Source organism: Chryseobacterium sp. SIMBA_038, assembly GCF_046535115.1.
Lineage (GTDB): Bacteria > Bacteroidota > Bacteroidia > Flavobacteriales > Weeksellaceae > Chryseobacterium.
The window spans coordinates 331551-356376 of the sequence record NZ_JAWRXH010000003.1; the positions used below are offsets into that span (position 1 = coordinate 331551).

A 24826-nucleotide genomic window follows, 5' to 3' on the forward strand; every position below is an offset into this window, starting at 1 on the left:
TAACTAAAACAAAATTTAAAAAATGACAACACACAATTTGATAGGAAAAGTAGTTTTGATCGCCGGAGGAGGTAAAAACTTAGGTGGATTATTAAGTAAAAATTTTGCAGCAAAAGGAGCTAAGCTTGCAATTCACTACAACAGCGAAAGCTCAAGAGAAGAGAGCGAAAAAACATTAGCAGAAGTACAGGCTTTGGGAGCTGAGGCGTTCTTGTTTCAGGGAGATTTAAAAAATGTTGAAAATATTACCAAATTCTTTGATGAAACCAAAGCTAAGTTTGGAGCTGTAGATATTGCAATCAATACGGTGGGTATGGTATTAAAGAAGCCATTTACAGAAACCACAGAAGCAGAATATGATATCATGTCTGATGTAAATTCAAAGGTAGCTTACTTCTTCCTTCAGGAAGCCGGGAAAAAGGTAAGCGATGGAGGTAAAATATGTACTATCGTAACTTCACTTCTTGCTGCTTACACAGGACTATATTCTACTTACGCAGGTATGAAAGCGCCTGTAGAGCATTTCACAAGAGCAGCATCAAAAGAATTTGGAGCACGAGGAATTTCTGTGACAGCAGTTGCTCCCGGCCCTATGGACACCCCTTTTTTCTATGGCCAAGAGGCCGATGATGCTGTTGCATATCACAAATCAGCTGCAGCTTTGGGTGGGTTAACAGATATCAAAGATATTGCTCCACTGGTAGAGTTCTTGGTAACTGATGGCTGGTGGATTACAGGGCAAACCATTTTTGCAAATGGTGGATATACTACAAGATAGTAATAATTTGTAAGCCTTTTTTTGTTATTATAGATGCTGAATCGGATTAGATCCATTCAGCATTTATATTTTTAATCTTCATTTAAAAAATGTTAGTAAAAATTATCAATTCTATTTTCATATTTATTGCATTTCTTTTTAGGGATAAATTTCTTTTATGTGTAACAAGATATAAATTGGCTAATAAAAATGGGTTCCATTATTTTTTAATAATATAACTTGTGATCGGGTATTATTCTATATAAAATGAAAAATAAACATAATTTACACTATATATTTTTTAACTTTAATAAATCCAATAAAACAAAAAAATGGAAACAAAAATATCCAGAGTCTCAGTCACAGAAAAAGCCCTTGAAGTCATTTGGGAGTTAGAAAGAAAATATGGCGAACTTATGTTTTACCAAGCCGGAGGATGCTGCGAAGGAACCCAACCCCAATGTTTCGAAAAAGGAGGATTCTATCCAAGAATGAATGATGCCATGATCGGAACTATCAACGGTCACGAATTTTGGATCGACCGCGATTTATTCGAATACTGGAAATATTCTCACTTTACATTGGATGTTGTAGACGGCTTCGGACCAGGTGGATTTTCATTAGAAACGCCTTTAGGAAAAACATTTAAAGTAGAATATAAACTTTTTACTCCTGAAGAATTCAAAAACCTAGAACCTGTAAAACGTAGTGAATAAAAATCTGCTCAATCCCGCAAAATCCACGAAACAAAAAAATCTGTGCAAATTTGTGAAAATCTGTGGTTAAAAGTCTCCACAGATTTCATAAATAACACAGATATTTGAGTTTAAATTATTTATGAAAATTAGTGAGAAACATTCGTGTAATTAGTGTTTAAACAAACAAAACATCAAGTCTTAACAAACCGATTCACAAACATCGAGGCCACAACTTGCCCAACTGCATTTAAAACCGTTGCCAAAGGATCAACCAATGTTCCGATAATCATCACCGCTGGAATGGCTTCCTGAGGTAATTTATAAACCGAAATCATCAGCATTTCTCCAATATATCCACCATTAGGTATTCCACCTGCAACGATACTTACAAAAACAGTAATTCCTAATGCTAAAAGTAGATTCATCGGATCAAAAAAATCTCTTCCGATAATTAAGAAAGCAACATAGATTTTAATAATCGAAGACATAGAAGAACCATTTTTATGCAAAGTCGTCCCAATCGGAATCACAAGATTCGCAATAGAACTTGGAATACCAATTTTAGAGGCAGCCTGTAAATTGGCAGGCATTGTCGCAAAACTGCTACACGTACTTAAAGCGGTAAGAGTAGGGTATATTGCATTTTTCCAGAAACTTTTCACTCCATTTTGTCCATTGGCCATAAAAGCATACAATGAAAAAAATACTATAAAATAAACAATTCCTGCAATATAATATAAACCTAAAGGTTTAGCATAAAATCCGAAAAGCTGAGGTCCTAAAGTCGCGACCTGATACGCAAAATAAGCTCCCAACCCAATCGGTGCTACTTTCATAATTAATAAAAGTAATTCTTTCATAACTTCATATCCTGATGCAATAAAAGATCTGAAAGCCTGTCCTTTTTCTCCCGCTTTTCTAGCTGAAAATCCTGTCATGAAAGCAAAAATTAAAAGAGCCAGCATATTTTGTCTTGAAAAAAGCTGAGTAAATTCTCCTACGGTAAAGAAACCTACAATTCTATTTCCCCAACTGTCGCTATTAGCCGCTTCTTCCACAATTTCCTTACTTCCCGAAACTCCGGAAACAGGAAAGAGATAAACAACACAAATGGTAAAAATAGCTGCTGTTAAAATGAAAAAAAGAAAAGTAAAAACCATCGTCAGCATGATTTTACCAAACTTCGATTGCTGTTCCAGGGAAGCGATAGAATTAGAAACGGCAAAAAATACCAACGGAACTACACTTACAAAAAGAAGATTCAGGAAAATATCTCCCAAAGGTTTTATGTAATCAACAAAATTGGGAGCAACGATTCCGATAATGCTTCCAACAGTGATCCCGAGGAGTAAAAGTATAATTCCTGAGTAGTTTTTAAACACTTCTTTCATGCAGGTTTTTTATCAAAGATAGTTTTATTTTTAACATTCCGTTATATTATTTTCAGGCATAAATTTGTTAAATTTGAGTAAATAATCGTTTTTATGGCTTATATAGATTACTATAAAATTTTAGGCGTAGATAAAAGCGCGACGCAGGATGAGATTAAGAAAGCGTATCGAAAACAGGCGAGAAAACTTCATCCTGATCTTAATCCCAACGATAAAGAAGCTGAAAAAAAATTCAAAGAGCTGAACGAAGCCAATGAAGTTCTCAGTAATCCCGAAAATCGTACAAAGTATGATAAATACGGAGAAAACTGGAAGCACGGTGAAGAATACGAAAAGGCTCAGCAGCAACAAAGGCAAAATCAAGGTGGCAATTATGGTGGCGGATTTTCCGGTGCTGATTTTGGCGAAGGTGAAGATTTTTCAGATTTTTTCCAAAGTATGTTTGGTGGAGAAGGTGGTGGTTTTGGCAGAAGTTCCAGAGGAAGTGCATCAGGAAAATTCAAAGGTCAGGATGTTCATGCAGAACTGAATTTAAATTTAAGAGATGCTGCAACAACTCATCCGCAAACTTTTGATATTAATGGTAAAAAAGTAAGAATTACGATTCCTGCAGGGGTGTATGACGGACAGCAAATTAAGTTAAAAGGTCACGGAAATCCTGGAGCTAGCGGCGGCCCGAACGGAGATTTATACATCATTTTCAATATTCCGGTTGATGCTGATTTTGAAAGAATTGGTGATGATTTGAAAACAAAGATTCCGATTGACTTGTACACAGCAGTTTTAGGTGGCGACGTAAAAGTAAATACGTTGGATGGAAGTGTCAACCTCAAAGTAAAACCCGAAACACAAAGCGGAACTACGGTGAGATTGAAAGGAAAAGGCTTTCCTGTATACAAAAAAGAAGGACAATTTGGTGATCTGTTTGTGACTTATGAAGTAAAATTACCGACAAATCTTACAGAAAAGCAAAAAGAACTTTTTGAACAACTTAAAAATTCCTAGGCTATGAGTGAAAGAATATCGCGAGAAGAGCTCGTAAAAATATACAATATTGAGATCACTTTTTTTGATGAATTGGTAGATTCCGGATTGCTGACTATTCAGACTGAAAATGAAATCCGTTATCTGATGTATGAAGATCTGCCGGTTTTTGAAAGATTTACCAATTGGCATTATGATCTGGAAATTAATCTTCCCGGTTTAGAAGTCATTCATGATATGCTTCGTAAAATGGAAGATTTAAAAAGTAAAAATCGTGAATTAATGAACAAACTTTCCGGAATAAGTTCTCAATATGAAGATATTTGATTTGTCAATATTTTAAGGAGTTCCGAAGGAACGACTTAATTCAGGATAGGATGAAAATCCTATCTTTGTAAATATTAGATCAAATTATTATGAATGAAGAAAAGGTTATTGTATTAAAACCTAAAAGACAGGATTTCGAAGAAATTTATTTCAATGGTAATCAGGGAAGTTTATTTTTTTCACCAACGACAAGAGGGAAAACTGTTACAACCATTGTTGTAGGATTGATTTTGTTGATTCTCTTTTGTTTTAAAGGTGATTTAAGTAAAGAAAAATTTGGGATTTTATATTTTGTAAGCTTTTTATTTCTACTTTGTGCGGTTTATCTTTCTTTAAGCATCAACAAGGTTTCAAAATGGAAAAAACAGGTTAATGGATATTTAAAGTCATTGGAAAATTCTAAAATCTATGAATTGAGATTTAATGATGAAATTTTTAACGTCAATCTTAATCATCAGGAAGAATTAAGTAAGTGGGAAGATTTTAAGTATTTTGAATCAAATAACGAATTTATTTCTCTGGAAGGCAAATTCAATTATATGTTTCCACGAAAATCAATGAGCGAAAAAGAGTACAGCTTACTGAAACAAGTATTTAAGAAAAATATCAAACAATAAAAAAATCAGAGTAAATTTTACTCTGATTTTTGTTTTTATAATGAAAATTGATTAATCCAACCAACCCATTTCTTTCATCCATTCGTCGTTGTAGATTTTCCCTACATATCTTGAACCATGATCGTGTAGAAGCACAACAATTACATCATCTTTCGTAAACTGATCTTTCATCTGAATCAAAGAAGCAATCGCACTTCCCGCAGAATATCCGCAGAAAATTCCTTCTTCTTTAGCTAATTTTCTAGCGTAGATTGCTCCGTCTTTATCAGTCACTTTTTCGAAATGATCAATTACAGACATATCGTAGTTTTCAGGAATAATGTCTTCACCAATTCCTTCTGTGATGTATGTGTAAGCATGATCATAATGCAATTCACCCGTTTCATGAAATTCCTTCAAAATAGAACCGTACGTATCAACACCAATCACTTTAATGTTAGGATTTCTTTCTTTAAAGAAAGTTCCACAACCTGTAACGGTACCTCCTGTTCCGGCTCCGGCTACAAAGTGAGTTAATTGTCCGTCTGTCTGTTCCCAGATTTCAGGTGCAGTAGACTCGTAATGAGCTGTTCTGTTTGATAAATTATCGTATTGATTAACGTACCATCCGTTTTCTGTTTCAGTTGCCAATCTCTTAGAAACCGAATAGTAAGAACGCGGATCTGTAGGCTTAACGTCTGTTGGACAAACGATTACTTCAGCACCTACAGCACGAAGAATATCACATTTTTCTTTTGACTGTTTAGCGTTTGTTACAAAAATACATTTGTAACCTTTGATGATGGCAGCAAGAGCCAATCCCATCCCGGTATTTCCGGAAGTCCCTTCAATAATGGTTCCGCCGGGTTTTAGTCTCCCATCTTTTTCAGCATCTTCAATCATTTTCAGGGCCATTCTGTCTTTCACAGAATTCCCGGGATTGAAGGTTTCAACCTTTGCCAAAACTAATGCCGGAAAATCTTCACCCAAAACCTTATTAAGCTTTACAAGTGGCGTATTTCCGATAGTTTCAAGGATGTTTTTTGCGTATTTCATAAATGTTTTTTATATGCGGTGCAAAGATACAGCTTTCAGATAATTAACGATTATGATTTGGATATTATTAAGTGAATTCTCAATGGTGAATTTTGAAAGCCGAATAAATTATTACTTATTACCAATTATTTATTACTCATTTTTCGGGAGCTATTTCCCGCTTTCCGCACTCGCTATTTTTCAGGTTTCGGCGGCGGCAAAGCCGCCGCCGAAACCTGAAAAATGAGCTCAAACAAATGCTGCAATCGGGGCTAGGATATTTGTCACCATTATTCCTATTTGTCTTTGCGAGAAGCGCAGCGACGAAGCAATCTCTTTAAAAATTAAAGCATTAATTTCAACATTCTCTTTGTCATTCCGTAGGAATCTCAACGGTTGAAAGGCTAATGCGAGTCTAGATTCCTCCGGAATGATAAACTTTATGCAAAGTAAAATTCACAATTAACTAGCGAAGCGAAATTCACAATTCACTTTTAATTATACTTAATCGCCTTAACCGGAGAAATCTTACTAATCAAATAACTAGGAATAATCAAAGCCAATCCTGAAATAATCAAGATCCCAACAGAAATTGAAATAATCGCGATAGGATTCAGATCTACAGGAACGGTACTCACGTAATAATTTTCAGGATTTAATTTAATAATTCCAAAAAACTTCTGTAATAAAATCAATCCAAGACCAATAATGTTTCCATACAAAAGTCCGGGAATCATAATAATCAAAGTATAATTAATGAAAGTCGCTCTGATTTGAGAATTGCTTGCGCCCAAGGTTTTAAGTAAACCAATAGAATTTGTTCTTTCAATAATAAGAATCAAAAGAACCATGATAATATTAATGACAACTACAACCAGCATAATGACGATGATCAATGCAATATTGGTGTCAAAAATACTGATCCAGTCTGTAATTTGCGGGAATTTTTCTGTTGCTTTTTCTGCGTAGTTTTTGTAGCCGATTAACTTTTCAATTTCGGGGAAATCCCTGTCGATATCGTTTACATTTTTCAGGAAAATATCAATTCCGCCGATCTCATTAGGTTTCATATCCTGAATTTTTCTCACATGATTGATTCCGCCGATAACGAACTGTTCATCAATCATTTTGATATCGGTCTTGTAAATTCCGACAACTTCAAATTTTCTGTAAATAGGCTTCTGATCTGCTTTCGAAAATATCGTAACAATGCTGTCTTTAACCTTTAAATGAAGATCATTTGCTATTTTTTGAGAAATAGTAACGCCATTATTATATCCTATTTCTGTAATTTTTGGAGTCGTTCCTGCAACAAGAAATTTTTTGAATCTTAAACTGTCAAAATCCTTTCCGACACCTTTAAATATAATTCCTGCAAAATTATGTTCGTTACGCATAATTCCTGTAGTCATTGCATATTTCTGAACGGTTTCTACATCGGGAATTTCTTTTATTTTTGGAATATCCAACCCCTGACTATCGAGAACGGAAGTATTGTAGGACGAATTCGATCGTGTAGATTTTACCGTAATATGTCCGCTGAAATCTGCCAGTCTTTCTTTAATCGCTTTTTTGGATCCGAAACCTGTGGAAACCGTGATCAGTGAAACGATAATTCCTAAAGCCACAGAAAGTCTGCCTATGAAGATGATAACCCTTGAAAGGTTATTTTTGTTATCTTTGGAAAACGCTATTTTTCTAGAGAAATATAAAGGAAATTTCAAGCTTATGAATTTAGATTTCAAAATTAAAAATTTACTTCTGATTTGCCTAATTTTTTTAGGAGTATTCAATCAGTATTATTCTCAAACGGGCAATGTTGGTACTTTTAAAACCGGAGCAGACCGTCCTGAAACATATTTACCATTATTAAAAGGAAAAACGGTCGGGATTGTGACCAATCAGACAGGTTTGATGATTGATAAAACTCATCTGGTAGATTTTTTAGTTAAAAATAATATTAAGATAAAGTCAATTTTCGCTCCTGAACATGGTTTCAGAGGAGATGCCGATGCAGGTGAAAAGGTGAAAAATGGAGTAGATGTGAAAACAGGAATTCCCATTGTTTCTTTGTACGGTAATAATAAAAAGCCAAAGCCTGAGCAATTGAAAGGACTTGATATTGTTATCTTTGATATTCAGGATGTTGGGGCTAGATTTTACACTTATATTTCTACTTTAACCTATTTAATGGAAGCCGGAGCAGAAAATAATGTGGAGATCATGGTTTTAGACCGACCAAATCCACACGATGGTTATACGGACGGACCAGTTTTAAAGAAAAAATGGACAAGTTTTGTAGGAATGCATGAAGTTCCTGTCGTTTACGGACTCACAATCGGAGAATATGGAAAAATGGTCAACGGCGAAAAGTGGCTGAAAAATGGAGTTCAGACAAAATATACTCTGATCCAGATGCAAAATTATCATAAGAAAATGCGTTATCCAATTTTAGATAAACCATCTCCGAATTTACCGAACGATAAATCAATCAATTTATATCCGAGTTTATGTTTTTTTGAAGGAACTCAGGTTTCTGCTGGAAGAGGAACGGACTTACCTTTTCAAATTTATGGTTCTCCATGGACGAAAGATCTGCCTTATCAATTTACTCCAAAACCTAACTTTGGGGCAAAAGATCCTTTCTTAAACGGTAAATTATGTTACGGTGAAAATTTATCTAATTATCCAACAGATTTAAAAGAATTAAACCTTGAGTGGGTTATTAAAGCATATAAAAACTACAAAAATTCACAACAGGATTTCTTTCTTAAAAACTTATGGTTTGATACTTTGGCTGGAACAGATGAGCTGAGAAAACAAATCATCGCTGGAAAATCTATCAAAGAAATCAAAGCTTCTTGGAAATCAGATTTAGATAAATTCGAGAAAATAAGAACGAAATATGTTGTTTACGAAAACTGATGAAAAAGTGAATTGTCAATGGTCAATTCGCTACGCTTGTGAATTTTAAAATTCACGATTGACTATCGAAGCTAAATTGACCATTCACCTTCTGACTAGTCAAAATCCGGCGGCGGAGTTTTGTCATCTTTACCTTTATTCAGAATAAAAAGTCCGATGGTTAAGCCGATTACTCCTGCACCAGCTATCATTAGGGCGCTTTGTAATTTATCAGTCTGATCATTTCCAATGAAATTCATTAAAAAAAGAATGACAAAAGTGATTGCTGAAATGATGATATGGTTTCTTCCGAAAAGTTTCATTGTATTATTTTAATTTATAAGAGATCATAATTCCTCCTCTGTATGGGATAATTTCGCCACTTTTATTATATTTGGTGGCAACATCATAACGCTCGCCTGTACTACGGTCATATCCTTTGTAAAAGCCTTGAGATGTTCCGACAGTTGCATATATATCCATATTCCATCTGTCTGATAACTGGAATTGATAACCTCCGGTAACTCCCAATGAAATAGAATAGCCTTTTTGATAAAGATTTGAATTTATATGGGTTGTTAAGCCGTCTTCACTTTCTGAAATGTTATCATTCCAATAATTCCATTTTTGCAAATTAAAGGCTGATCCGGCAAGGTTTACTCCAACATACCAATGTTTAAAAGCTTCATTAAAGTAGTATCTTCCTTCTACAGATACAGAGTAGTTTTGTAATTCATGACCTGCGAAAGATTTCCATGGAGAGATAAAAGCATCAGCTTGTACGGTGTATTTTTTACTGATTTGATGCTCCAGACCTGCATTTAAAATTCCTATAGCTAAGAACGGAGCATTTACTTTTAGATAAACACTCTTTTCACTAATTTGTTCCTGAGCATTGATTGTTCCTAATAAAGATAAGGTTAGGAATCCTGTGAGCAATTTAACTTTTAACATTTGTTATTTTATTTGTTTTAATAACCCTTCTGCCAGAGTAGAATCTTTTTGAGATTGAGAAGCTATATTTTTAGACATTTCAGCAAAGGTTTTTGCCATTTCATTATTTCCGGTTAAGAAATAAAGTCTTGCCAAAATATAGGTGTTTTCCGAAGTTTCGCCTCTCATTACAGATTTTTCTGCCCATTCAAGAGCTTTCTTTAATGATGATGGCGTTTTTACGTGTTCAGAAAAAATCCATGCTGTTTTTAGTAATTCGTTTGGTTCAAAAGAATCAGAATTTTTATAATATTCTAACGCTGTTTTTTCATATTCAGGAAAATTCGCGTTTTGTTCGTAATAGGCTAATTTTGTCTGATTAAGCTTAGTCTGAGCATCCAATTTTCCAACCAAAGGCTCGGCTGTTTTCATGAAATATTCGTCGTTGATCTTTTTATTTTTATCATCAATAGACTCCTCAACAACTTTTGCTAATTTTAACTGATTATCAAATTCTTTGTAAGTTTCCTCAGGTAAAAATTTAATGATTTCAGCTTTTTTAGAAGAAAAAACTTTATAATTAGGATCTTCGGTGGACTTTAAAAAGAAGAATAAAAATCCGATATCATCTTTTGTAAGTTCATCGGTTTTCTTTTTATTTTCAAAATATCTTTCAGAGGCTTTTTTGGCGAACTCAAAATCACTTGTTGAGTTTAATTTCATGATATTAATCAAAAATTCAGCATCTTTTTCCCCTTTCGCAAAACGGTCTTTTAGAGAACCTTTTTTGTTATTTGGTGAGTTCACTTCTTTGGCCATCGATAAGAAAAGACTTTCTTCCATATAACCAGAATTTTGAGAAACCAATTCTCCGTCACCATTTAAAAACAGATAAGTTGGATAAGAACGGACTCCATATTTTGCAGCAATTTCTCTTCCTTCACCTTTCTCCATATCAAATCTTGCACTCACAAAACTGGAATTGAAATAATCTCCGACAGATTTTTGAGTAAAAATATTTTTCTCCATCATTTTACATGGGCCACACCAAGAAGCATAAGCGTCTATAAAAACAATTTTGTTTTCTTTTTTTGCTTTAGCAACGAGATCTTTAAACGGCAACTCCTGAAACTTTATTGCTTCCTGAGCAAATGTAATGATGGTAGAGAATAAAAATAATCCAGAGATGATCTTCTTCATGTTCGATTTAAAATTAAAAAAGCGAATATACTTATTTTCAACGTAAACGGAGGATGAATAGTATTGAAAGTATGATTTGTTTTTATATATTAAAATGATAACTGAGGTATAAAATGTTATAAGATTTTAATGAAAATATAAAAAATGAACGGTTATTCTTCTTTTATTTACAATAATTGATTTTTTATTCTTTATTGATTAAAATTCAGGTATAATTTAAAAAACCGCCTTTGGGAGAGGCGGTTTAAGGATTGTAAAAAAACGTTAAAGAAGCTATTTTTTGATAACCTTTTTAATTATTGTCGGTGTATTTGCCTGATCTATTTTTAGAAGATAAACTCCTTTCGTTAAACCGGAAATATCTATACTTGATTTATTTTCTGACGTTAAAATCAATTGTCCTGCTGTGCTGTAGATCGTTACTTTAAACTTTGTAGCATTTTTACCTAATTTAATATTAATCACGTCCTGAGTCGGATTCGGATAAATACTAATGTCATCTTTTACAATACCAGGATTTGAAGTTCCTAAGTTTGTGAAAGAGATAACATCTTTTAAAATACCTAAAGAATTAGTAGTTAAATAAACTTCAGCAGTTGTAGCATCTACAAAACGGGCTGTACCGTCTAAAACTGTTGTGTTGAAATAGTTGGAAGCTGTTCTTTCCTGCCAGTTTGTTCCTCCGTTGCTGGTGTAGATAACCTTTGGAAGAGTAGATAAATACGTGTTGGTAATTCCTATAATCTGTCCGTTTTGTTTTGTGGAATGTTCAACTTTATTTACCATTCCGTCGTAGATCTTAGACCATGTATTTCCTGCATCAAGAGAGGTGTAAATACCATTTGAAGCGGCCATTGTGTACTGACTTGCATTTAATGGATTCTGAACTAAGCTTAAAGCAATATTTGGAAGCGTTAAACCTTGCAAACCTGCTGTAATTTCCGTCCATGAAGTTCCGCTGTTTGTAGTTTTAAACAATCTGTTACCAACAGTTACCAATACTTCATTGGAGTTGTTTTGATTTACTTTAATTCCATAAATATAATCTTCATCATAAGGTAAAGTGATGATGTCGTTTACAGGACTTCCTGTATTTGTAAAGTCAGATTTAATCAAAGTTGCGTTAACACCATTGAAAGTTGCAATCCAAGCGATATTTTGATTAACAGGATCTGTTTCTGCAGCTGTAAAACCAGTGTCATAAGTATTGTAAAGCGGCGTTACAGTAGCTCCGTAATCATCACTTACATTAATATTGTTACCCATAAAAGATGATTCATAGGTGTAGACTCTTCCCGCATGCTTTTTGTCGATATACATTAAGCCGATTTGTCCATCCATCGGGCTTTCGTTAAGAGGCATTACGTTGATTGGCGTTTCCTGATTGTTGGTAAGGTTTTTCACAGTGTAGCCATATTGCACTCCGTAAATTAACTTATCAACACTGTTGTCATTAATTACATTTATTTTTCCCATTCCATTAAAAAACGGATTTGCAATGGAAGTAAGTGTTACTCCTCTGTCTGATGAGAATTTTGGAAAACGGTTATTAGAAATGATAACATTGTTTAAATTATTAGGATCAAATGTGGCATCAATCCCATAAAAATAAGAGCTTCCGTCTGTTAAGCCTGCATGTGGAGTGGTAGTCCACGTTGTCCCGTCATTTGTTGTTACTGCAACTCTGTCGTCTGCTAAAACAATAACATGGCTCGGTTTATAGGGATTTATTTCAATTTTAGGAACATTTTTTAATCCTTGAGTACTGGTAGACCACGTAATACCGGTTTGTTCTGTCCAAGTATTTCCTGCATCTGTAGACTTGTAAACCGCCTCATGCTGAGTTGGATATGTCCAAAGAACACCTGTTCCTGCGTAAATAATGTTCGGATTAACAGGATTGATAGCGATTGATTGTAGAATAAGTCCATTAAGTTTTTCTGTCCAGGTTGCTCCTGCATCTGTTGATTTTAATAAACCTCCATCTACATTTCCGGGACCTCCGTTACGAACGATGTAAAGTTTTTGAGGGTCTGTAGGATCCATGATAGCATCGTTTACAAGAACATTTTCATAATTTGCAGCATCAAAAACCTTCGTCCAGGTAGTTCCGCCGTTGGTAGTTTTGAAAAATTTATCATTGTCGCCTTTTGCAAACATGGTTGCAGTATTCATATTACCATTATCAAGAATAGAATAATTGCTTATGCTTTCAACAGCTTCGTTGGGAGGCATATTGTATTCTTTTAAAATACTTAAAGTTGATAAATTCAATACAATAACCCTGTTCAGCGAACTTCCTAAACCAAAATATTGGATGAAGCTCAATGCTGTACCATTATTCATAAGTCTCATTTGTGAAATACTTGGCGCATATTCCGGATAGGGAAGGGTGTATAAGACATTCCAGGTTGTTCCATTGTTGTTGGAGACCATGATGTGCTTATCAATATAAGTTGTTGCGTAAATTTTGTTGGGAACGGTTTTATCGTAAACAAAATTTCGTAACTGTCCATATTCCGGATTTCCTGCGAAACTTACCTGCGCATAGGTAAACTGCAGAATCAGAATAAAAAATAAAGTAAATGCTGTTTTCTTCATAATAACTGTTCTATTGATTAATAGACACAAATTTATTTTTTGAAAAAAACTTTAAGCTAAATCACGAGGGAATTAGTAAGACCGGAACGAGAAAAAACGTGACTTTTCCATTTAAATATTTGATAAATAACTATATAGGTCGTTTGAGTTGGCGAGATTCAATTTCTTCGAAACTCTTTCTTTTCTCTTTCTGCAGGCCTCAATGGTGATATTAAAGATAGATGAAATTTCTTTGGTGGAAAGATTCATATAAATATAACTGATATATCGGATATCATTCAAAGTAAGATCTGGATGTTTTTCTTTTAAGTTGTCGATAAATTTACTGTTGATTTTTTCGAAGTGGGTTAAAAAATCATCGTCATTACTGTCTTCCTTGGTCAGAATTAATTTTAACTGATCCAATTGTTGAGAAAGCTGATCATTTTTAATAATTTCCGGATTTTTTTTCAGTTTAAGAATATATTCCTCAATTTTATCATTTCTTTGAGCAATGTGGATGGCGTTTGCCGCTAATTTTCGGTTTCTGCTTTCCAGCTCGTTTTTGAGTTTTTCTTTTTCCAGAAGAGCTTCGGTTTCCTTTTCTTTGATCTGTTGTTCGAGTAAAAGATTGTCGTTTTCTTTATTTTTTAATTCTAAAGTAATGATTTGTTCGTTTCGCTCGGCAATGGTTCTTTTTTGTCGGTTTTTTAAATAAAGTGTTCTGAACAGCCAGCTTAATAAAGCCAAAATTGAAATACAAAACGCGGCAACGTAAAATTTTAACCTTTTTTCGCTTTTCAATTCTTTTTGTGAGTCCTGAAGTTTCAGTTTGATCTCACTGTTTTGGTACATCGCCTGATTTTTAATGGCATTAAGCGAATCCTTAACAATAATAACAGAATCCTTGTATTGTAAAGCCTTATCATAATTTCCCAAACTGAAATACAGGTTCGAAAACTGATTGTAAATATCCTTTGTATTCGTATAATTCAGGTTTTCTTTTTGAGCCTGATTAACATAGAAAATAGCTTTGTCATTTTGTTTTTTGCCCAAATAGACTTTCGAAAGTATTAATAATGCCGAAATTCTGTGATCAATATATTCTTTGCTTTTTAGTTTTTGTAAAAGAGGTTCCAGAATATTGAGGGCTTTATCGAATTCGTTTCTTTCAACAAAATTTTTAGCTTCTGCTAGATCTAGATCAATGTCGATTCTTGCGTCATTTACCATTTTTAAAGCTTCTCTGGAGATTTTAATGTATTCCAACGCTTTATCGAGTTGATGAGTTGTGTTATAAAGATCGGCCAAGCTACTAGAATAAATCGCAATGCCAATTTGATCTTTATTGGCAACCGCAAGATCGTAGGCTCTTTTTTGATGCTTTTCAGATTCTTTATATTTTCCCTGTTGGAGATAAACGAGGGCGATGTTGTTTAAAACCGTCATTTCACGATCGCTCTTCAAATATTTTACAGCAATGGAGTAGGCTTCCAAATAATAATCTAAGGCTGTGCTGTAATCGGACATCTGGTAATAATTAAGTCCAATACAGTTTGTGGTGATAAATTGTTGTTGATATAGGCTGTTTTGTTCGGCAATTTTTTTGGCTTCGGCAAAAATTTCTAAAGAGGTAGAATGATCTTTTTTATATAAAGCATCAATTCCTTTTTTTATTAAAGCATCGCAATGTGCTGTCGTGTCATCTTTTTGGGCAAGAAGATGACCTGATGATAAAATAAACAAGAATAAGAAAATAAGGTGCTTCATCGTAAATGTGGGCCTAAAAGTATTTTAATTAATGTATAAATCCCAATTTGCGATTAAAATTACACAAAAACTAGAAAACAGAACCTAATCTTGATCTAGTTTAGAATCTTTAAATTTAAAATGAAGAATTTGGGCATAAAAAAACCACCTTGATTAAGGTGGTTTGTGGTTTCTCCAGGAATCGAACCAGGGACACATGGATTTTCAATCCATTGCTCTACCAACTGAGCTAAGAAACCGTATGTTTTGGTTTGTTACTTCGTTGTTCAAAGTGGGTGCAAAAATAATAATTTTTCTTATACCGTGCAAATCTTTTTTTGCTTTGGAATAAAAAACCGCCTTTCGCAAGGCGGTCTGTGGTTTCTCCAGGAATCGAACCAGGGACACATGGATTTTCAATCCATTGCTCTACCAACTGAGCTAAGAAACCGTATATTTTTGTTTGACTTACTTCGTTGTTTTAAAGTGATGCAAAAGTAGTAAGTTTTAATATATGAAGCAAGTATTAACAGTACTTTTTTCTAATAAAAATAAAAACCTACTGATTCTCAGGAGAATTATTTTCCTGTTCCTTTCTAATTTGCTCACTCATTTCCTCTAATACAGGTTTTATCGTGCTTTCCGGAAGGTCACTTATTCTAATATACATCAATCCGTCAATGGCATCATTGAAGTTTGGGTCTACATTAAATGCAATAACTTTTGCGTTTTGCTTGATATATTTTTTAATTAAAACTGGTAATCTCAATTCCGGTTCAAGATCATCGATGATTTTATCTAATTTATTTAAATCAGATTCCATTTCCTCGAAGAATAAGTTTTTATCCCTTTCGCGAAGTTTTACTTTATACTCGTTTCTTGGGGTAATGTATTGAGCTACTGCAGAATCATAATAATTCGAACGCATAAACTCAATCATTAATGATTTTGAAAACTCAGAGAATTTGTTGGAAATACTCACACCTCCCATCAAAAATTTGTGATCAGGGTTTCTTAAACAAACATGCACAATTCCTCTCCATAAAAGGAAAAGTGGAAGCGGTTTCTGCTGATATTCCTGACAGATGTATGCTCGCCCCATTTCAATCACTTTTTTAAAGAAAGGATGGATGTCTTGTTCAAATTCAAATAAAGAACTGGTGTAAAAGCCTTTAATCCCGGATTTTTTCATCACTTCCTTACCTAAAGCCATTCTGTAAGCCCCAACCAGCTTTTCCTCGGCATTATCCCAAAGAAAAAGATGATGATAGTGCTTATCATATTCATCAAGGTCAAAAGGCAGGTTACTTCCTTCTCCCACGGCACGGAATGTAAGCTCTCTCTGACGCCCGATTTCCCTCATTACAGAAGGGATTTCCTCGTAAGCAGTGAAATATATTTCGTAATTACCATTGCTGAAAAGCATTTTGTCGGTGCCTTTCAGTTTGCTAATATCATTAATGATGTCTTCTTTCGGAGTTTCATCAATAATATTCTGAACAATATTTTCTTCTCTAAGTAAAGGAAATTTTACATATAAATTTTGAAGATTAATAGCCTGAGCCAGTGATTTTCTCTTTTCATAGTAAGATTTCATCATATAAACCTTACGTTTTAGAAATTCACCTAATTCTTCAATGTTTTCCATCTCATCCATTGCCTTTAGACCAATAGGTTTTCCGATTCTGATACGGATCGGTTTCTCCCTGTCATTCATCATTTCAGCAGGAAGCATCAATGTTTGAAAGTTAGGGTGAAGTTTGGCCACCTGATAAAAAAGACGGCTGTTCTTTGCATGGAAATACATAGGAACTACCGGCACTTTTGCCATTTTAATAAGCTTAAGGGCCGGTTTTTCCCATTCTCTATCTAGAATTTCTCCGTAAGGATTGTTTTTGTTTGAAACTTCTCCTGCCGGGAAAATACCTACACAACCTCCTTCCTGCAAATGCTTCAATGTTTCGCGCATTCCGGAAGAACTGCTGTAAGCTCCTTTTCTGTTTTCAAAAGGGTTTACAGAAATCACGTACGGTTCCATAGGTTTTATTTTTTCCAAAAGGAAATTACCCATTACTTTGAAATCCGGACGTACTTCTGATAAGATCTTGCACATTAAAATCCCGTCTATCGCACCAAGCGGATGATTCGAAACCAAAATAAATGGTCCCGTTTTTGGGATCTTTGCGAGATCTTCTTCAAATGCGACATAGCTCAAGTTTCTTTCTCTCACAAATGAGTCGAAAAAGTCTTTACCTTCCTTATCTTTTAGTTTATCGTATAATCTATTAACTTCATTTATTTTAGCAATGCTCATCACAGCAGATGCTACCGGATTCTTTAGAAATCCTATTTTGCTTAAGCCGGAAGCTTGAATTAAATCGTTTTTCGAAATTAAACTCATGTGTGTTTAGTCGCAATTAGTTTTATTGTGTTACCATTTGAAGCGTATTCTTGGAAATCTGTTCCAATAATACACTTTTTTCTTGGTAAAATTTATCAATGTTCTCCATCTTCGCATTTCTCACGGTAAATAAAGATACATTTTTAACTACTTCAGTTTTAAATATTTTCTGAAGTTCTTCATTAAGCTCGTCTATTTTGTCAAATTTATCTTCCAGACATAAAGCTAGTGAAATTGCAGAATTCTGCATCAAAGAAACTTTAATTTTATATTTTGCTAAAAAGCTAAAAACCAAACTCATATGATCCTCTGCTACAAAAGAGAAGTCTCTAGTAGAGATTTTCAATAAAGTTTGATGTTCCTTTAAAATATATGACTCCTGAAATTCATTTTTATCTGAAGCACCTACTTTTGTTCCTTCTTTTGTGGGATCTACGAAAGATTTCACATAAAAAGGAATATCTTTTTGCTGTAAAGGCTGTAATGTTTTCGGGTGAATGATACTTGCTCCGTAATATGCCATCTCGATTGCCTCTTCATAAGATATATTAGAAAGAAGCGTAACATCCTTGAATTTTCTCGGATCTCCCGTCATCACTCCCGGAACGTCTTTCCAGATTGTCATTGCAGATGCATTTAAACAATAAGCAAAGATCGCGGCAGAATAATCTGAACCTTCTCTTCCTAAAGTTACGGTGAAATTATTATCATCAGATCCAATGAAACCTTGCGTTACATAGCAGATTTCAGGATTTAAAGTTGACATAAATTCTTCCGTTCTTTTCCAGTCTACGTTTCCGTCTCTGTAAGAATTGTCGGTTTTTATATAATCTCTGGCGTCTAACCATTGATTAGTAAACTGTATCTCATTTAAATACTCACTTACGATCTTTGTAGAGATCATTTCTCCACAGCTTACAACCTGATCGTACACGAAATTGTAATTCGGTGATTTATTTCTTCGTAAAAAAGAATCAATATCATCAAAAAACAAATCGATTTCTGCAAAAACCGCATGATTTTCAGGAAATAAACCTTCCGCGATTTCCATGTGTTTTCGTTTTATCTTTTCAATTTCGGTTTGATAGTTATCCTTCTTGAAATAAAGTTCTACAACTTTTTCCAATTCATTAGTCGTTTTGCCCATCGCTGAAATTACCAGCAGACATTTGGCAAATCCTTGGCTTTCTAATACCATGGACACATTTTTTACACTTTCAGCATCTTTTACCGATGCTCCACCAAACTTGAAAATTTTCATTAAATTGTTAAAAATAAAATTGTTAGATAAAATTTAATTGAGTTTTTTACGGAGGTCAAAATTATAAATTTACAACGAGATATGAAAGAGCCGAGCGGGTAGACCTACTTAAGATTTTATTAAAATTAAAAATTAACACTATTTATTGAATTTTTCATTCCTTAGCAGGTTAAATTGGTGATTCATTTTCATGTTGAAATTTATGATAAGTACCACTATTTATGATGTATTGATTTGATATACAGTGCTTAATGTATTTTAAAAGAAAATTCTCTATAATGTTGTAAATTTTACGAAATTTGAGCAAAACGTAAAAAGAAAAATATGTCAGATCAACCATTACAGACTTTAGGAGAATTTCTTATTGATAAGCAGGACGATTTCCAATATTCTACAGGAGAATTTTCACGTCTTTTAAGCGCAATAAGACTAGCTTCAAAAGTAGTAAACAGGGAAGTAAATAAGGCGGGAATTGCAGATATCATTGGGAAAGCAGGAAATGAAAATATTCAGGGAGAGGAACAGCAGAAACTTGATGTGATCGCCAATGACATTTTTATTACGGCATTGTCTCAAAGAGAGGTAGTTTGTGGTATCGCTTCCGAGGAAAATGACGATTTTATTGACATTAAATGTGGAGAAAACGGACATTTAAGCAAATATGTTGTATTGATCGATCCTTTGGATGGGTCTTCAAATATTGACGTAAATGTTTCTGTAGGAACTATTTTTTCAATTTACAGAAGAGTAACAGAGCCAGGAACGCCAGTTCAGCTTGAAGATTTTTTACAAAAAGGAATTAATCAGATTGCAGCGGGATACGTTATTTATGGTTCTTCAACGATGATTGTTTACACAACAGGAAATGGCGTGAACGGATTTACACTAGATCCATCATTGGGTACTTATTATCTTTCTCACCCGAATATGAAATTTCCAGAAACGGGTAAAATTTACTCTATCAACGAAGGAAATTATATAAAATTCCCTCAAGGAGTTAAAAATTATCTTAAATATTGTCAGATGGAAGAAGGTGATCGTCCTTACACTTCAAGATATATTGGTTCGTTAGTTGCTGATTTTCATAGAAATATGTTGAAAGGTGGAATTTATATTTATCCATCTTATTCACAAGCTCCGAATGGTAAATTGAGATTACTTTATGAATGTAATCCAATGGCTTTCTTAGCTGAACAAGCTGGTGGAAAGGCAACAGACGGTTTTAGAAGAATTTTGGAAATTGAACCAACAGAACTTCATCAAAGAATTCCGTTTTTCTGTGGAAGCGTCAATATGGTTGAAAAAGCAGAAGAATTTATGCGAATTGACAGTGTAAAATAAATGAAAGCAGAATATTTTAAATATTTATTAGAATTCAAGCGCCCGAGTGGAACATCTCGCGGCGTTTTGCATGAAAAGGAAACTTTTATTCTTGAAATTTCAGAAAACGAAAAAAAAGGAATAGGAGAATGTGCCATTTTCAGAGGATTGAGTTTTGATGACAGACCGGATTATGAAGAAAAACTGCAATGGCTTTGTGAAAATATTCAAAAAGATTCTGAATTTTTAAAAGAAGAATTAAAAGAATTTCCCTCTATTTGGTTTGGATACGAACAGGCCGTTTTGAATCTAAAACATGGTGAAAATCTCTATTTTCCAAGTGAATTTACAGAAGGTAAATCTCCAATAGTTATCAACGGATTGATCTGGATGGGGGACATTTATTATATGGAAGAACAGATTCAGGAGAAACTTGAAAAAGGCTTTCACTGTATTAAATTAAAAATCGGTGTCGACTGGAAATCCGAGCATAAAGTTCTTCAAAAATTAAGAAAAAAATTCTCAAAAGAGAAATTGGAACTGCGTGTTGATGCAAATGGAGGTTTCAATAAAGAAGAAGCAAAGGTTGTTTTACAGCAGTTGGCTGATTTAGATATTCATTCCATTGAACAGCCAATAAAAGACGGAAACTGGGCGGATATGGCAGAGTTATGTACTGAAACTCCAACTCCAATCGCTTTAGATGAAGAATTAATCGGAGTTATTGATTTTAATGAAAAAAAGAAGCTTTTACAAGAAATAAATCCTCAATATATTATTTTAAAACCAGCTTTGGTAGGAGGTTTTTCCGGTTCTGATGAATGGATTTCTCTTGCAGAAGAACTTAATATTGGTTGGTGGATTACATCAGCTCTTGAAAGCAATATTGGTTTGAATGCGATTGCTCAATATACCTTTACCAAAAAAAATCCAATGCCTCAAGGTTTGGGCACTGGATCTTTATTTGTCAATAATTTTGACTCAAATCTTGATTTGAAATGTGAATTAATCTGGTATAAGCAATAGTATTATGGAGTAGGACATGTTGGTTTGTTTTGATTTTCATCATCCCAAGATCTACAACATCTTGCTCTAGGATCCCAACTAATGCATCCTAAGGGAACGGAACCACCTTTAATAGTTTTCAATTCACTTTTGTTCAATTTTTTTAAATTTTTCATAATAAAGATTTAATTTGATTTGTAAAGTAAATATGAAGGACTTTTTTTTAATATGCAATGTTTTTAACTTTAATTAACACTCCGTTGTGTGAAATAAAATATATTGATTCTATTAAAATAGTAGAAAAAAGATTATCTCCAACGCTTTATAAAACATTGGAGGCAAATTAATAACTAAGAGTTTTTTGAAATAGTAATTTTATAGTCGAATAATTTATAGTTTTTGAGTTAATAATCAGTTCGTTAAATCACGTCTTTTACGAAAATAGCTTTCTTAATATATTGTAATAAATAAGAAAACTTGCTTTTAACTTTTTTCATGATAAAAAATTTAGTATTTCTCTGTTTAATGATTTTGCAATCTTTATGCCAACATGAGCACTTGTTTTAGGGTTTAACATAAGGCTTTACGATATGATTAATTTTAATATATTATTGTGAAATAATTGTGAAAATATTTTCGTTATTCTTCAATCTGTTGGTGATAAGATTCCTATCCACACCATATAAATTTTGAAAAATATCATTTTGAACTTGCGAACTGGAAAGGTATCCCCAATGATTTCCGATGTTATATTTTAATCCGGTCAATACATCATCTTGAACAAAAGTACAATCGATGATAGAAACAATATCTTTGAATTTTTCAATGTCACTCGGCCCATTTTTACCTAATCTTGGGGTCAAAATATTCTTTGTGAACTGTGAAACTCCAAGAACGGTATCTTTTCTGTTTAAATAAATTGAAATCCGATTAGCCAACAATGGTAACTTATTAAATGAATCTTCTGAGTCCTCAAAAACTTTATAAGTTACGTCAGAATTCAATAATAGAACCTGATCGATAACTCTCAAAATGTTTTCTTTTTTCAAACTGTACAACATGCTTTGAAGCACCCGATTTCCCATGGAATGAGCCATCAAATGAATTCTCTGATTGCAGGGAATGAGATCACGATTCGAAAAAATATCCTTTAAAAACTGTGTATAAAAGTAAAATAATCTCATCAACGAAGCTCCGGAATTGATGCTCGAAGCTTTATCATCAAAATAAGTCATAGGAACAATGCTGCTCGAAGCCGGCCAGCTCACAAATAAAATATGCTGGACAGGCGATGCCGGATTATCAATGAACAGTTTTTTAAGATCAACAATGGCTTTCAATTCATCATCAAAATCATAAGCGTAGCCATGAATAAATATCAAAACATCACTTCTATCCTTTGTAGAAGACATATCTTTGTATAATTCATAGAACATTCTTTGGCTTCCACCGAGATTATTGGCCGTCAAAGTAGATTTTTTGATGCCTTTTTCATTCAATAAAACATCCAAAACATCCTGATAACCTTGTTTTTCAGGCTCAGAAAAGAGTTTATAGTTTACAATATTTCGGTTGGTGTAGTCTTTTTTCTTTTTTGCTGCAGCAGTAGGTTCCTTATAGTTATCAAAATCACATTTTGCTATCCTGAAATTAGGAATAGAGTATTCATCATTAGAAAATGAATCTGCTTTTTCACCTTTATGGCGAACAATTTTTCGATTGCTTAGGATATAAACAGCCATGTTGTTGTTATTTGAGAAACGGGTTCTTAGTTAATTCTAAGTTAAATAAAAATATTGAATTATTAACAATTATAGTTTTAAATTATAATTTCCGTAAACCCTTAAAATTTCCTAAATTTGCAAATTGTCGTATTATTCGACATTTAAAGCGAATTTTAATGGAAGAAGAAAAAAAATCTCTCAATTTTATTGAGCAAATTATAGAAGATGATTTGGCAAACGGTCTTAAAAATGATCAGATCCGTTTCCGTTTTCCGCCTGAGCCAAACGGTTATCTGCATGTAGGTCACACAAAAGCGATCTGCATCAACTTCGGTTTGGGTGAAAAATACAATGCTCCCGTAAACCTTCGTTTCGACGATACGAACCCTGAAAAAGAAGAGCAGGAATTCGTAGATTCTATCATGAAAGACGTTGAATGGTTAGGTTTCAAGTGGGATAAAGTTTTGTATGCATCAGACTACTTCCAGCAGCTTTATGATTGGGCAGTTCAGTTGATTAAAGATAAAAAAGCTTATGTTGATGAGCAGCCTTCTCAAACAATTACAGAACAAAGAAAGAATCCTGCTGAACCGGGAGTTGAATCTCCGTTCAGAAATCGTCCTGTTGAAGAATCTTTAGATTTGTTCGAAAGGATGAAAAATGGTGAATTCGAAAGCGGTTCAATGTCTCTTCGTGCAAAAATCGACATGGTTTCGCCAAATATGAATATGCGTGACCCTGTTATGTATAGAATTTTGAATAAACCTCACCACAGAACAGGAACAGATTGGAAAATTTATCCAATGTACGACTGGGCACATGGTGAATCTGATTATATCGAACAAATTTCGCACTCGCTTTGCTCTTTAGAGTTTGAAAACCATAGACCGCTTTACAACTGGTATTTAGATCAGGTGTATGAAGAAGGAAGGGTTAAAAACAAGCAAAGAGAATTTGCAAGGATGAACGTTTCTTATATGATCACTTCCAAAAGGAAATTGCAAAGGCTTGTCGCTGAAAATGCAGTAACCGGATGGGATGATCCAAGGATGCCTACGATTTCCGGAATGAGAAGAAAAGGTTTTACGCCAACTTCAATCAGGAATTTTATTGATAAAGTTGGGGTTGCAAAAAGGGAAAACTTAATTGAAATTCAATTATTGGATTTTTGTGTTCGTGAAGACTTGAATAAAGTAGCTAAACGTGTGATGGCAGTGGTAGATCCAGTCAAATTGGTGATTGAGAACTATCCTGAAGGAAACGAAGAGTGGTTAGAAACAGAAAACAATCCTGAGCAGGAAAATGCCGGAACAAGACAAGTTCCTTTCTCAAGAGAATTATATATTGAGCGTGAAGACTTTAAAGAAGAAGCTAACAATAAATTCTTTAGGTTGAAATTAGGTGGAGAAGTCCGTTTAAAATCTGCTTACATCATCAAAGCTGAAAGAGTGGAGAAGGATGAAAATGGAGAAATCACGACAATTTATGCTTCTTATGACGAAAAATCTAAGTCTGGAAGCGGAACAGAGGAAAGTTTAAGAAAAGTAAAAGGTACGCTACATTGGGTTTCTGCGAAACACGCACTTCCTGTAGATGTAAGAATTTACAATCATTTATTTACTGTGGAACAGCCTGATGCTGAGAAAGATGTGGATTTCTTGAATTTCATTAATCCTGAATCTGTTTCTACCATTAAAGGGTTTGCAGAACCTAGTTTAAAGGATGTTGCTGTTGGAGAACCTCTTCAGTTCCAAAGAATTGGATATTTTACGAAAGATCAGGATTCTACGGATACTACGTTGGTATTCAACCGTACTGTAACATTAAAAGACTCTTATAAGCCGGAGTAAAAACTTATTTATATCAATATAAATGAAACAGGGCTTAATTTTTTAAGTCCTGTTTTTTTGTTTTAAACATTAAAACACAAATATTCTCACAAATTGCACAATCCAAATTTG

General features: G+C 33.9%; 21 protein-coding genes and 2 tRNA genes. 9 read left to right on the forward strand and 14 right to left on the reverse strand.

What is annotated here, in order from left to right; translation table 11 throughout:
• Positions 1-22: 22 nt before the first annotated feature.
• Together SB689_RS12460 and SB689_RS12465 are read left to right on the forward strand one after the other, a co-directional pair.
• The gene (locus SB689_RS12460) at positions 23-778 is read left to right on the forward strand and encodes an SDR family oxidoreductase (protein ID WP_410692465.1); all 756 of its coding nucleotides are present in this window, start codon (positions 23-25) and stop codon (positions 776-778) included.
• 311 nt (positions 779-1089) lie between these two features.
• Positions 1090-1473 (forward strand): DUF779 domain-containing protein, encoded by a 384-nt coding sequence (locus SB689_RS12465; RefSeq protein WP_410692466.1) that lies wholly within the window; start codon positions 1090-1092, stop codon positions 1471-1473.
• A 173-nt stretch (positions 1474-1646) separates the two neighbouring features.
• On the opposite strand, the gene SB689_RS12470 is transcribed toward SB689_RS12465, so the two are convergent.
• Positions 1647-2846 carry a dicarboxylate/amino acid:cation symporter gene (locus SB689_RS12470; protein WP_410692467.1) on the reverse strand — a complete coding sequence of 400 codons (1200 nt, stop codon included), beginning with the start codon at positions 2844-2846 and terminating at the stop codon, positions 1647-1649.
• Between the two features lie 93 nt (positions 2847-2939).
• Here SB689_RS12470 and SB689_RS12475 point away from each other — a divergent pair, with 93 nt between their 5' ends.
• The 3 genes from SB689_RS12475 to SB689_RS12485 all read left to right on the forward strand — a co-directional run bounded on the left by SB689_RS12475 (position 2940) and on the right by SB689_RS12485 (position 4774).
• Positions 2940-3851: a DnaJ C-terminal domain-containing protein gene (locus tag SB689_RS12475; protein ID WP_410692468.1), complete on the forward strand. Its 912-nt coding sequence runs from the start codon at positions 2940-2942 to the stop codon at positions 3849-3851.
• A gap of 3 nt (positions 3852-3854) precedes the next feature.
• Complete coding sequence (locus tag SB689_RS12480) at positions 3855-4157, forward strand: chaperone modulator CbpM (RefSeq protein WP_410692469.1); 303 nt, start codon at positions 3855-3857, stop codon at positions 4155-4157.
• An 89-nt stretch (positions 4158-4246) separates the two neighbouring features.
• Positions 4247-4774: a hypothetical protein gene (locus SB689_RS12485; RefSeq protein ID WP_410692470.1), complete on the forward strand. Its 528-nt coding sequence runs from the start codon at positions 4247-4249 to the stop codon at positions 4772-4774.
• Between the two features lie 51 nt (positions 4775-4825).
• On the opposite strand, the gene SB689_RS12490 is transcribed toward SB689_RS12485, so the two are convergent.
• Both SB689_RS12490 and SB689_RS12495 read right to left on the reverse strand, forming a co-directional pair.
• Positions 4826-5809 (reverse strand): PLP-dependent cysteine synthase family protein, encoded by a 984-nt coding sequence (locus tag SB689_RS12490; RefSeq protein ID WP_066756066.1) that lies wholly within the window; start codon positions 5807-5809, stop codon positions 4826-4828.
• 473 nt (positions 5810-6282) lie between these two features.
• The gene (locus tag SB689_RS12495; protein ID WP_410692471.1) at positions 6283-7512 is read right to left on the reverse strand and encodes an ABC transporter permease; all 1230 of its coding nucleotides are present in this window, start codon (positions 7510-7512) and stop codon (positions 6283-6285) included.
• 4 nt (positions 7513-7516) lie between these two features.
• Here SB689_RS12495 and SB689_RS12500 point away from each other — a divergent pair, with 4 nt between their 5' ends.
• Entirely contained in the window at positions 7517-8713 is a 1197-nt protein-coding gene (locus SB689_RS12500) for an exo-beta-N-acetylmuramidase NamZ domain-containing protein (RefSeq protein WP_410692472.1), read from the forward strand.
• A 95-nt stretch (positions 8714-8808) separates the two neighbouring features.
• On the opposite strand, the gene SB689_RS12505 is transcribed toward SB689_RS12500, so the two are convergent.
• The 9 genes from SB689_RS12505 to SB689_RS12545 form a co-directional block, all read right to left on the reverse strand.
• Positions 8809-9015 carry a hypothetical protein gene (locus SB689_RS12505; RefSeq protein ID WP_410692473.1) on the reverse strand — a complete coding sequence of 69 codons (207 nt, stop codon included), beginning with the start codon at positions 9013-9015 and terminating at the stop codon, positions 8809-8811.
• A gap of 4 nt (positions 9016-9019) precedes the next feature.
• The gene (locus SB689_RS12510) at positions 9020-9646 is read right to left on the reverse strand and encodes a DUF3575 domain-containing protein (RefSeq protein ID WP_410692474.1); all 627 of its coding nucleotides are present in this window, start codon (positions 9644-9646) and stop codon (positions 9020-9022) included.
• 3 nt (positions 9647-9649) lie between these two features.
• Complete coding sequence (locus SB689_RS12515) at positions 9650-10825, reverse strand: thioredoxin family protein (protein ID WP_410692475.1); 1176 nt, start codon at positions 10823-10825, stop codon at positions 9650-9652.
• Positions 10826-11098: 273 nt separating this feature from the next.
• Positions 11099-13426: a T9SS type A sorting domain-containing protein gene (locus tag SB689_RS12520; protein WP_410692476.1), complete on the reverse strand. Its 2328-nt coding sequence runs from the start codon at positions 13424-13426 to the stop codon at positions 11099-11101.
• Positions 13427-13537: 111 nt separating this feature from the next.
• Positions 13538-15175, reverse strand: a complete 1638-nt coding sequence (locus tag SB689_RS12525; protein WP_410692477.1) for a tetratricopeptide repeat protein — start codon at positions 15173-15175, stop codon at positions 13538-13540.
• Positions 15176-15341: 166 nt separating this feature from the next.
• A tRNA-Phe gene (locus SB689_RS12530) sits at positions 15342-15414 on the reverse strand.
• A gap of 118 nt (positions 15415-15532) precedes the next feature.
• A tRNA-Phe gene (locus tag SB689_RS12535) sits at positions 15533-15605 on the reverse strand.
• 108 nt (positions 15606-15713) lie between these two features.
• Positions 15714-17555: a lysophospholipid acyltransferase family protein gene (locus SB689_RS12540; RefSeq protein WP_410692478.1), complete on the reverse strand. Its 1842-nt coding sequence runs from the start codon at positions 17553-17555 to the stop codon at positions 15714-15716.
• A gap of 22 nt (positions 17556-17577) precedes the next feature.
• The gene (locus SB689_RS12545) at positions 17578-18816 is read right to left on the reverse strand and encodes an aspartate kinase (protein ID WP_410692479.1); all 1239 of its coding nucleotides are present in this window, start codon (positions 18814-18816) and stop codon (positions 17578-17580) included.
• A 324-nt stretch (positions 18817-19140) separates the two neighbouring features.
• On the opposite strand from SB689_RS12545, the gene fbp reads away from it, so the two are divergent.
• Positions 19141-20157, forward strand: a complete 1017-nt coding sequence (gene fbp, locus SB689_RS12550) for a class 1 fructose-bisphosphatase (protein WP_410692480.1) — start codon at positions 19141-19143, stop codon at positions 20155-20157.
• Entirely contained in the window at positions 20158-21162 is a 1005-nt protein-coding gene (menC, locus tag SB689_RS12555; protein ID WP_410692481.1) for an o-succinylbenzoate synthase, read from the forward strand.
• Between the two features lie 2 nt (positions 21163-21164).
• Here menC and SB689_RS12560 read toward each other — a convergent pair whose 3' ends face one another.
• Positions 21165-21317 (reverse strand): bacteriocin-like protein, encoded by a 153-nt coding sequence (locus SB689_RS12560; RefSeq protein WP_410692482.1) that lies wholly within the window; start codon positions 21315-21317, stop codon positions 21165-21167.
• Between the two features lie 432 nt (positions 21318-21749).
• On the reverse strand, positions 21750-22883 hold the full coding sequence (locus SB689_RS12565; RefSeq protein ID WP_410692483.1) for an alpha/beta hydrolase: 1134 nt from the start codon (positions 22881-22883) through the stop codon (positions 21750-21752).
• A gap of 158 nt (positions 22884-23041) precedes the next feature.
• On the opposite strand from SB689_RS12565, the gene SB689_RS12570 reads away from it, so the two are divergent.
• Positions 23042-24715 (forward strand): glutamine--tRNA ligase/YqeY domain fusion protein, encoded by a 1674-nt coding sequence (locus tag SB689_RS12570; RefSeq protein ID WP_066756271.1) that lies wholly within the window; start codon positions 23042-23044, stop codon positions 24713-24715.
• Positions 24716-24826 lie beyond the last annotated feature (111 nt).

Coding starts and splice junctions, on each gene's coding strand:
- SB689_RS12460 (WP_410692465.1), top strand. CDS start 23: ATGACAACACACAATTTGATAGGAAAAGTAGTTTTGATCGCCGGAGGA.
- SB689_RS12465 (WP_410692466.1), top strand. CDS start 1,090: ATGGAAACAAAAATATCCAGAGTCTCAGTCACAGAAAAAGCCCTTGAA.
- SB689_RS12470 (WP_410692467.1), bottom strand. CDS start 2,846: ATGAAAGAAGTGTTTAAAAACTACTCAGGAATTATACTTTTACTCCTC.
- SB689_RS12475 (WP_410692468.1), top strand. CDS start 2,940: ATGGCTTATATAGATTACTATAAAATTTTAGGCGTAGATAAAAGCGCG.
- SB689_RS12480 (WP_410692469.1), top strand. CDS start 3,855: ATGAGTGAAAGAATATCGCGAGAAGAGCTCGTAAAAATATACAATATT.
- SB689_RS12485 (WP_410692470.1), top strand. CDS start 4,247: ATGAATGAAGAAAAGGTTATTGTATTAAAACCTAAAAGACAGGATTTC.
- SB689_RS12490 (WP_066756066.1), bottom strand. CDS start 5,809: ATGAAATACGCAAAAAACATCCTTGAAACTATCGGAAATACGCCACTT.
- SB689_RS12500 (WP_410692472.1), top strand. CDS start 7,517: ATGAATTTAGATTTCAAAATTAAAAATTTACTTCTGATTTGCCTAATT.
- SB689_RS12505 (WP_410692473.1), bottom strand. CDS start 9,015: ATGAAACTTTTCGGAAGAAACCATATCATCATTTCAGCAATCACTTTT.
- SB689_RS12510 (WP_410692474.1), bottom strand. CDS start 9,646: ATGTTAAAAGTTAAATTGCTCACAGGATTCCTAACCTTATCTTTATTA.
- SB689_RS12515 (WP_410692475.1), bottom strand. CDS start 10,825: ATGAAGAAGATCATCTCTGGATTATTTTTATTCTCTACCATCATTACA.
- SB689_RS12520 (WP_410692476.1), bottom strand. CDS start 13,426: ATGAAGAAAACAGCATTTACTTTATTTTTTATTCTGATTCTGCAGTTT.
- SB689_RS12525 (WP_410692477.1), bottom strand. CDS start 15,175: ATGAAGCACCTTATTTTCTTATTCTTGTTTATTTTATCATCAGGTCAT.
- SB689_RS12540 (WP_410692478.1), bottom strand. CDS start 17,555: ATGAGTTTAATTTCGAAAAACGATTTAATTCAAGCTTCCGGCTTAAGC.
- SB689_RS12545 (WP_410692479.1), bottom strand. CDS start 18,816: ATGAAAATTTTCAAGTTTGGTGGAGCATCGGTAAAAGATGCTGAAAGT.
- fbp (WP_410692480.1), top strand. CDS start 19,141: ATGTCAGATCAACCATTACAGACTTTAGGAGAATTTCTTATTGATAAG.
- menC (WP_410692481.1), top strand. CDS start 20,158: ATGAAAGCAGAATATTTTAAATATTTATTAGAATTCAAGCGCCCGAGT.
- SB689_RS12560 (WP_410692482.1), bottom strand. CDS start 21,317: ATGAAAAATTTAAAAAAATTGAACAAAAGTGAATTGAAAACTATTAAA.
- SB689_RS12565 (WP_410692483.1), bottom strand. CDS start 22,883: ATGGCTGTTTATATCCTAAGCAATCGAAAAATTGTTCGCCATAAAGGT.
- SB689_RS12570 (WP_066756271.1), top strand. CDS start 23,042: ATGGAAGAAGAAAAAAAATCTCTCAATTTTATTGAGCAAATTATAGAA.